Origin of the sequence: Nocardia jiangxiensis NBRC 101359 (genome assembly GCF_000308615.1) — a bacterium.
GTDB classification, from domain to species: Bacteria; Actinomycetota; Actinomycetes; order Mycobacteriales; family Mycobacteriaceae; genus Nocardia; species Nocardia jiangxiensis.
Map to the genome: position 1 here is coordinate 921,827 of NZ_BAGB01000041.1, position 9,035 is coordinate 930,861.

The window sequence follows — 9,035 nt, forward strand, 5'->3', positions numbered from 1 at the left end:
GGCGCGTCAGCTGGCTGCCGAGGTGGCGGTGTCCTTCTCGGCGTTGGCGGTGGCGAGGAGTTCCTCCGCGTGAGCTCGGCCGGTCTCGGTGTCGTCGAGACCGGCCAGCATGCGGGCGAGTTCCTTGACGCGTTCGTCGTCGGTCAGGGTGCGCACGCCGCTGTTGACGCCCTTGCCGTCGTCGACCTTGTCCACCACCAGGTGGGTATCGGCGAAGGCGGCGACCTGCGGGAGATGGGTCACCACGATCACCTGATGGGTGCGTGCCAGCCGGGCCAACCGGCGGCCGATCTCCACCGCGGCCCGCCCGCCGACACCAGCGTCGACCTCGTCGAAAACCATCGTGCTGCCGTGCTCGGACCGGGCCAGCACCACTTCCAGGGCAAGCATCACCCGGGAGAGCTCACCACCGGAGGCACTGCGGCTCAACGGCAGCGACTGCGCCCCCGAATGCGCCGACAACCGGAACTCGGCCTCGTCCACACCGCTGGATCCGGCATGTAAGTCCTTGCCACCCACCGACAGCGGTGCGGAATCCTGCGCACCGGCGGGCATCGGCCGCACCTGCACCTCGAGTTTCGCGCGGCCCATCGCCAACCCGCCCAGTTCGGTGCTCACCGCGGCGGCCAGCTTCTTGGCCGACTTGGTGCGCGCGGCGGTGAGTTTGCGCGCGGCCTCGCGCACGTCATCGGCGGCGGCTTCGACCTCCGCGGCCAGCGCGGTCAGCGCCTCCTCGGACACGTCCAGCGAATCCAGCCGCCCGCGCGCATCCGCGGCCCAGGCCAGCACGCCATCGATATCGGGCGCGTATTTCCTTGTCAGCGTTTTCAATTCGGCCTGCCGGTTGAGCAGCGAATCCAGCGCGTTGGGATCCGAGGGCAGATCGGACAGGTAACCGCTGAGCTCGGTGGTCAGATCCACCACGACCGAGATCGCGTCGCCCAGGCGCGGAGCCAGATCGCTCAGCGCCGGATCCTGTGCGGACTCCAGTCGTGAGCGGGCCGCGCCCAGCAACTCCAGCGCACCCGAACCCTCGCCGGGCGCATCGGCCGGACCGGCCAGCGCATCGTGCGCCCCGGTCGCCGCCTCGCGCAGCGAATCCAGATCCGACAACCGCCGCACCTCCGCGACGATGCGCTCGTCCTCGCCGGATTCCGGTGCCAGAGCGTCGATTTCGTCGAGCGAATGCTTCAGCCGATCGGCTTCGAGAGCGAGTTCGCGGCTGCGCGCGGTGCGTTCGAGCAGTTCGCCGCGGGTCTGCAACCAGGTGCGCCGAGCCAGGCGGTATTTGCGCAGCAGAGTGGCGACCGAATCGCCCGCGAACTGATCCAATGCCTGCAATTGCTGATCGGGCCGCTGCAACCGCAGCTGATCGTTCTGGCCGTGCACCGTCAACAGCGGCGCGGTGAAATCCCCCAGCACCGCCGCCGGCACGCTGCGCCCGCCCAGATGCGCGCGCGAACGCCCGTCGCTGCCGACAGTGCGGACCGCGATGATGCTGCCGTCGTCATCTCGTTGCGCCCCGGTCGATTCCAGGACCTTCTCGACCTCGTCGCGAGCGGCGTCGTGCACCTCCTCGATGGTGAACCGGCCCTCCACCACCGCGCGCGCCGCGCCCCGGCGCACCCGTCCGGCATCGGCGCGCGCGCCACCCAGCAGGTGCAGGCTGGTCACCACCATCGTCTTGCCCGCGCCGGTCTCACCGGTCAGACAGGTCAACCCCGCATGGAATTGCGCTGTGGCGGTGGATATGACGCCGAGACCGTCAATCCGTATCTCTGTCAGCACTCGTGCTCTCCGTTCGGCGGTGTTCGCTATCGCCCGAGCGGGTGCGCTCCGGCCGACGGCCTCGCCATCCTGTCACCGGCAACTGGAATTTGCGCACCATCCGATCGGTGAACGGCGCGGAATCCAGCCGCACCCACCGCACCGGCTCGTCCCCGCGGACCGCCTCGAAACGCGCACCGCGCGGCAGCGCCAGGGTGCGGCGGCCGTCCAGAAATACCACCGCATCATGCCCTGTCGCAACGGTTTCCACCGCGATCCGGGAATCCGGGCTGGTCACCAGCGGTCGTGCGAACAACGCGTGCGCATTGCTCGGAATCACCAGCAACGCTTCGAGTTCCGGCCACACCACCGGACCACCCGCGGAGAAGGCGTAGGCCGTGGATCCGGTCGGGGTCGCGATCAGCACCCCGTCACACCCGAATTGTGAGACCGGCCGCCCGTCGACCTCCAGCACCAATTCCAGCACGCCCATCCGGACGGCGTTCTCGATACTGGCCTCGTTGAGTGCCCAGCCCCGTTCCACCACCACATCATCCACGCGGACACTGACATCTATCGTCATCCGCTGCTCGAGGCGGTAATCCCCGCGCACCACCTGCGCCAGCGCCTCATCGATGTGCTCGGCCTCGGCCTCGGTGAGAAATCCGATGCGGCCCAGATTGATTCCCAGCACGGGCACCCGCGCCGGACGCGCCATCTCCGCCGCACGCAGGAACGTGCCGTCCCCGCCGAGGGCGAGCACCATCTCGCACCCCACCGCGGCATCGGGCCCGTGCGGGACCGCCCGCACCGGATATCCGTCGGGTTCGGCGCTCTCGTCGCAATCGAGTTTGGTGCTGTACGCCTCGTCCGCGAGTAGGCGCAGACCGATGCCCGCATCGGAGAAGATCTTCGCCACCCGATGCGCGGTCTCGGTGAGTTCGGGACGGCCGGGATGGGCGACCAGCAGAATCTCCCGGTTCACTGTGGGCCCTCCTCCACCGCGCGCTGTACCAGCGCAGTCACATCCACCTCTGCATCGTCATCCTCCCGGCGCAGCCACAGGAAGTACTCGACATTGCCGGACGGTCCGGGCAGTGGGCTCGCCACCACCCCGCGGGTGCGCAGACCGAGGGCGGCGGCCGCCGCGGCCACCTCCCGCACCGATTCGGCACGCAACGCAGGGTCCCGCACCACACCGCCGGAGCCTACTCGGTCCTTTCCGACCTCGAACTGCGGCTTGACCATCGGCAGCAGGTCCGCACCGGGCAGACAGCACTGCGCCAGCGCGGGCAGGACGAGCCCCAGCGAAATGAACGACAGGTCCGCGACGACCACCTCGACAGGTCCGCCGATCGCGTCCGGGGTGAGCGCGCGGACATTCGTCCGGTCGACCACCCGCACCCGCTCGTCGGTCTGCAACCGCCACACCAACTGGCCGTAGCCGACGTCCACCGCGACCACCTCGCGCGCACCGCGCGTCAGCAGCACATCGGTGAATCCCCCGGTCGACGCACCGGCGTCGAGGCATCGGCGACCGGCGACGGTCAGGCCGCGCGGTTCGAACGCATCGAGCGCGCCGAGGAGTTTGTGCGCACCGCGCGAGGCCCACCGCACCTCGTCCGGTTCCTCCCGCACCAGCAGCGGTGTACCCGCCTCGACGGCCGTCGCCGGTTTCGAGGCGACCGAACCGTTGATCAATACCCGGCCCGCACCGATCAGCTCGACCGCATGCTCCCGCGAGCGTGCCAAACCACGGCGAACCAGTTCCGCGTCCACCCGAGCGCGCTTGGCCACCTCAGATCTTGTCCACCGTCGTCAGAGCCTGGACCAGCACATCGTGCGCCTGCTCCAGAATACGGGCACGTCGGGTGATCTCGGCTCCCGCACTCGCCGATTCCGCACCACCGGTATCGGTCTCACGCGATCCGGCCCGCAGTTCGGACATCAGCTCGTCGATCTGCGCACGCACGGACGCCGGATCGGCGAACCCCGCAGGATCGGCGCCCTGCAGATGCTGACCGGGCAGCGGCACTCCCGGCCGAGGCCCGCTGGGCACGGGCGTATGCGACATCGGCGTAGTCATGGTGCCGACAACGCTACCGGAGACACGATTCGACGAGTACCAGGCGGGGTTCGAGGTCGAGCGCGCATACGCCGACCAGAGCAGTGGACAGGACCCCTTGACACAAGACCTTGTCGAAACAAATCCGCCGTTCCGCGCATGAATCGCGCCGGCAGCGTGATCCAGATGTCCTCGATGATGGGGCATGCCGGGCTCGTATTTCTGCCTGGAGGACTGGCCTCCACTCTGAACTTGGCCGCCGCGGTCTGATCCACTGTCGCCGCACACTGATCGCTCCGAGACCACTTCCTCCGCACCGCGCGACGTTCCCGGGATGAGCCGCGAGCGCGCGGCTTGTTGGCACAATGACCCCATGCGAACCAAGGGAGTGGGCGCAATTCTGGGGTGTGCCGTCGCGATCGCGGCGGCGATCGTCAGCGGATCCGAGTGGATGCACTGGCGTGCCGCGCGCCGATATCTCGGTACACGGCCCGATACCGGTCACGGCACGCACGCTCTCGTGGTTCTGGGATTCCCCGCTCGCGCCGACGGCAGCACGCACCCGCTGCAGCGGTGGCGCTGCCGGATCGCCGCTCGCTCGATGACGCCCGGTGCGTTCGTCGTGTTCTCCGGCGGCGCGGTCAAGGGCCCGTGGGTCGAAGCCGAGGTGATGGCGCGCTACGCGCACGAGCGACTGGGCATCCCGGCCGAATCCATCCGCACCGAGACCGAGGCCGAGACTACCTGGCAGAATATCGAATTCACGATTCCGCTGATCGAGCACGCCGACCGGATCGCCATCGTCTCCTCCCCCATGCACGCCGCCCGCGCCCGCCGCTACCTTCACCTGCAACGCCCCGACCTCGCCGCCCGCCTGACCCCCGCCGCCGACTACCGGCCGTTCGAAGCATGGTGGTTGAAAACCCCCACCGCCGTCCACGAACTCGCCGCCATCGCTCGCCGCAACGCGGGCCGCATGGTCGTACGCGCCCTCGGTGAACTCGACCTCCGGCGAACCGAATAGCACCGGCACACCGACCCGACTACTTCCGCACGCGGCACTAACCGATGATCGGGATGGCCTTACCGGGATGGCGGTGCAGGCGATCGGACAGCTGCTCCACCAGGTCACCGTCACTGTGCCGGACCGGATCATCGTGCACCACAGGATGATTCAGGGCATCCAGGCTGCCGGACACATAGGTCGGAAGACGATCGGCGGACCGCGCACCGACATCGGCGAGAGTACTGACGCCGGTCAGGACGAGCAAGGATTCCAGGTTCACACACAGCGCGCCATCGATATCGGTGTCGAGGCGGTCGCCGACGATCAGGGCCGAGCGGGATCCCGCGCGGGTGAGCGCATCCTCGACCAACGGTGCGTACGGCTTACCCGCGACGATCGGCTCGGCGTCGGTGGCGGTCCGCAGTGCGGCGACCATCGCGCCGTTTCCCGGGGCCAGCCCGCGTTCGGTGGGCAATGTCGCATCGGTGTTCGCGGCCACCCACAACGCACCGGCCCGCACCGCATAAGCGGCCTCGGCCAGGTCCGGCCACGCGATCTGCGGCGAATAGCCCTGCACGACCGCGGCGGGCACGTCGTCGCCGAACCGTCGAATCGGGCGCAACCCGACACGTTCGACCTCCGCGGCCAGATCATCCGCACCGACGATCAGCACACTCGCCCCCGGCGGCAGCCGATCGGCCAGCAGATGCGCCGCCGCCTGGGCACTGGTCACCACCTGATCCGCATCGGCGAGGAACCCCAGCTCGCTCAGATGCGCGGCCACCACCCCCGCCGACCGGCTCGCATTGTTCGTGACGTACATCAGCGCCTGCGCCGAATGATCACCCGAAAGCGCCTCGGGCGCACCGGGAATCACCTCGTTCCCCCGATACAGGGTGCCGTCCAGATCCAGCAGCAGAGCCTCGAACCGATCCCGCAACCTCGTCACGACAGCCCGCACCACCTTCATCTCCACCGATACGCTCGCGCCGGGACGTTACCCGGACTGCCCGAGCCTACTTGGTCCGCCCGAGCCCGGCTCGACTCGCACGAACCGCCGGACTACGCGGAATACCGGCACGCGGTCGCTGGTTCGGCCTTCGTATGAAGATCGGAGTCAACACCTTTCTGACCGACGAAGGAATCGCCGGTCCCGCACTCGGTCGGGCACTCGAAGAGCGGGGATTCGAATCGCTGTTCCTCGCCGAGCATTCACATATCCCGGCAAGCCGGAAAACGCCCTATCCGGGCGGCGGCGAGCTACCCCGGTACTACTACCGCACGCTCGATCCGTTCGTCGCCTTCGGTGCGATCGCGGCCGCGACGGATCGACTGATTCTCGGCACCGGCGTCACCCTGCTGATCCAGCGCGACATCATCCACACCGCCAAGGAGGTGGCCAGCCTGGATCTGCTCTCCGGTGGCCGCGTCGTCTTCGGCGTCGGTGTCGGCTGGAACCGTGAGGAAATGGCCGATCACGGCACCGACCCCCGCACACGCGGTGCGCTGTTGGACGAGCAGCTGGCTGCCCTCCAGGGGATCTGGACCGAGGAGACCGCCGAATTCCACGGCAGATTCATCGATTTCGATCCGATCTATGCGTGGCCCAAACCCGTCCAACGGCCCCATCCGCCCATCTTCATCGGCGGCGGTGCTGCCGCGCGAGATCGCGCGACGCGCCTCGGCGTCGGCTGGATCCCCAACGGCGTCGACACCCCGGCGGCCGTTACCGAACAACTCGCCGAATTCCGCACAACCGGTCTGCCGATCATGATCACTCCGGCTCCGGCGGACCCCGCAGTATTGGACGCCTACGCGGAGGCAGGCTCACAACGCGTAACCCTCAGACTCGACACGGCCCCCGAAGCCGACACGCTGCGCGCCTTGGACCAATTGGCGACGTTGGCCGCGAGGTACGCCGAATAGGTTCGGTGCCGTCGCCAGTCGCCAGCACCGAAGACACGACAGCACCGTGCAACTGGAACATCTTGTCTTGCTCGCCGAGGCGAAGCGAGCCGGCACCGGAGTTGCCTCGTCCAGTCAGCCGGAGACACCCCGTGACCAGCCACATCCGAGCTGACGATCAGCCCACGACACCCGGCGACCAAGCACATCCGTGTTGCCCCGCACCATCAGCCGAAGACGACTCGGCGACGAAGCACATTGGAGCTGCCTCGTCCCGTCGGCCGGAGGAGACGGGGCGAGCAAGCGCTACCTGCGTGAAGTCAGCGCTTGTCGTCGTCGGGGGTGGCGTCCGTGGGATCCGTGTCGTCGCTGTCGCGGCCCAAGCCGCCCGGGACGATCTCGCCCTCGTCGAACTCGTCGTCATATCCGGCGGCGAGTTCCTCGGCACGCTCCTCGGCGTCGGTATCGCCCTCGACGTCGGCGGCCGCGGCGTTGAAGAACCATTTCAGCGCCTCGTCCGAACGGTCGGCAGCCAGCAGTGCCTCGGCGTACGCGTAGAACAGCCGGGCCGAAGCCGGGCCGACGCGCGCCGGGTCCAGTTCCGGCGTCTGGAGAGTCACCACGGCCTGGTCGTACTGGCCCAGATCCATCCGGGCGCCGGCGACGACGATCCGCAACTCGGTGGCCTCGTCCGCGGTCAGTTGCTGGGCCTCGTCACTGCGGCCGAGTTCGATCGCCCGTTCCGGACGACCCAGGCCGCGTTCACAGTCGGCCATCACCGCGAGCAGACCTGCACCGCCGGACATCCGCCGCGCGGTACGCAGCTCCGAGAGCGCCTCGGCCCATTCACCCGCGTGATAGGCGATGACACCGGCGGTCTCGCGGACCACCGCGATCCGCCCGGCGCGCTGCCGCGCGGCACGGGCATGTTCGAGCGCGAGTTCCGGTTCGTCGTCGATCAGACGCGCGGCCATCACCAGATGGCGGGCGACGGTCTCGGCATTGCCCTTGTCGAGGCTCAGCAGATCGCGCCGAACACTCGAATCCAGATCCGTTGCCTGCACGTCCTCGGGGAGCGCGGGCTCTTCGGGCCGTGGCGGACGACGGTCGGCGCCGCGCCCTCCGGCTCCGAATTGCGCACCTTCCCCGCCACGGCGACGGTCCGAACCAGCGCCACGGTCGCTACCCGGCCCGCCACCACCCTCGCCACGGAAATCGGCATCGTCACGCCGGAAACCGCCGCCCTGGCCGCGTCCGCGATCATCGCCTCGAGGCCGATCCGAACCGCGTCGAGGCTCCGGGCGCCCACGATCGTCCTCGAACGAACGAGCAGGTCCTCGGCGATCGCCTCGCCCCGGGCCGCGGTCGTAACTACCGGGACGATCGGCGTCCCGTCGCGGACCCCCACCCTGACGATCGGGGCGACGCGCGTCCTCACGTCCCGGACCACCGCGGTATCCACCCGCCGAACGGTCCCGGTCTCTCCGGTCGTCACGGCCCGCACCGCTCGGCCGACCGGAATCACGCCGATCCCCGGTCCGACCGAACCCGCCGCGATCACCTCGGTCCTCCCGATCCGATCCGCGCCGGAAACCCCCCTCGTCACCACGGTCGGAACCACCACGTCGGAAACCACCCTGGTCACCGCGGTCCGATCCACCACGTCGGAAACCACCCTGGTCACCGCGGTCCGATCCACCACGTCGGAAACCACCCTGGTCACCACGGTCCGAACCACCCTGATCACCACGGTCGGAACCACCGCGGCGGAAACCACCACGGTCATCGGAATCGGACCCGCCGCGACGGAAACCGCCGCGTTCGCCGCCTTCTCGGTCGCCGGAACCACCGCGACCGGAGCCGCCGGTGCGATCCCGGAATCCACCGCGGTTCTGCTCGTAAGGGCGCTTCGACTCTGTACGGCCGGAGTCTTCGCGATCGGAACCCGAGCGCCGGAAGCCACCACCGGACCGACGTTCCTCACCGCGTCCGGCGTCCTCGCGCCCTTCGCGCGGCGGGTACGGCCGACCTTCGTCGCGGCGCTCACCACCGGCCCCTTGGCCACCGCCGTTGCGGCGGAACGGTTTGCGACCGTCGTTCTGCTCCGACACGGTGGTCCCTTTCTCCGACTTCTGCTCGTACCCGGCCGCAGCGCACGCACTGACGTGTGACCTGCGGGAGCGACCCGCACATTTCAAATTGAATCACGTGCGGGTGACACCCTGACCACGCGGCACAGGGTTGCAAACGCAGAGAAGGGGACCCAAGACTGGGTCCCCTTCTCGCAAAGGA

7 protein-coding genes and 1 pseudogene are annotated in these 9,035 nt (G+C 68.8%); 2 read left to right on the forward strand and 6 right to left on the reverse strand.

The genetic code is table 11. The features are described 5' to 3' along the window. Window positions 1–6 precede the first annotated feature (6 nt). The 4 genes from recN to ON40_RS18365 are packed head-to-tail and all read right to left on the reverse strand — an operon-like array spanning window position 7 to window position 3,853. A complete protein-coding gene (gene recN / locus ON40_RS18350; RefSeq protein ID WP_040823913.1) occupies window positions 7–1,788 on the reverse strand; it encodes a DNA repair protein RecN in 1,782 nt (593 codons plus the stop codon). Next, complete coding sequence (locus tag ON40_RS18355; RefSeq protein WP_040823915.1) at window positions 1,766–2,752, reverse strand: NAD kinase; 987 nt, start codon at window positions 2,750–2,752, stop codon at window positions 1,766–1,768. The genes recN and ON40_RS18355 overlap by 23 nt, the downstream gene beginning before the upstream one ends. Further along, window positions 2,749–3,564 carry a TlyA family RNA methyltransferase gene (locus ON40_RS18360; RefSeq protein ID WP_040823918.1) on the reverse strand — a complete coding sequence of 272 codons (816 nt, stop codon included), beginning with the start codon at window positions 3,562–3,564 and terminating at the stop codon, window positions 2,749–2,751. Before ON40_RS18360 ends, ON40_RS18355 begins: the two co-directional genes overlap by 4 nt. A gap of 1 nt (window position 3,565) precedes the next feature. After that, window positions 3,566–3,853 carry a hypothetical protein gene (locus tag ON40_RS18365; RefSeq protein WP_051193226.1) on the reverse strand — a complete coding sequence of 96 codons (288 nt, stop codon included), beginning with the start codon at window positions 3,851–3,853 and terminating at the stop codon, window positions 3,566–3,568. Between the two features lie 352 nt (window positions 3,854–4,205). Here ON40_RS18365 and ON40_RS18370 point away from each other — a divergent pair, with 352 nt between their 5' ends. Beyond that, window positions 4,206–4,856, forward strand: coding sequence for a YdcF family protein (locus ON40_RS18370; protein WP_063713029.1), 651 nt, complete (start codon window positions 4,206–4,208; stop codon window positions 4,854–4,856). A gap of 37 nt (window positions 4,857–4,893) precedes the next feature. Here the strand turns inward: ON40_RS18370 and ON40_RS18375 are convergent, their stop codons facing one another. Further along, window positions 4,894–5,787: an HAD-IIA family hydrolase gene (locus ON40_RS18375; RefSeq protein ID WP_040824616.1), complete on the reverse strand. Its 894-nt coding sequence runs from the start codon at window positions 5,785–5,787 to the stop codon at window positions 4,894–4,896. Between the two features lie 155 nt (window positions 5,788–5,942). Here ON40_RS18375 and ON40_RS18380 point away from each other — a divergent pair, with 155 nt between their 5' ends. Further along, window positions 5,943–6,764 carry an LLM class F420-dependent oxidoreductase gene (locus ON40_RS18380; RefSeq protein WP_040823923.1) on the forward strand — a complete coding sequence of 274 codons (822 nt, stop codon included), beginning with the start codon at window positions 5,943–5,945 and terminating at the stop codon, window positions 6,762–6,764. Between the two features lie 395 nt (window positions 6,765–7,159). Here ON40_RS18380 and ON40_RS51205 read toward each other — a convergent pair. Beyond that, window positions 7,160–8,098 (reverse strand): annotated as a pseudogene (locus ON40_RS51205) (hypothetical protein); the annotation flags it as partial. Between the last annotated feature and the right edge of the window lie 937 nt (window positions 8,099–9,035).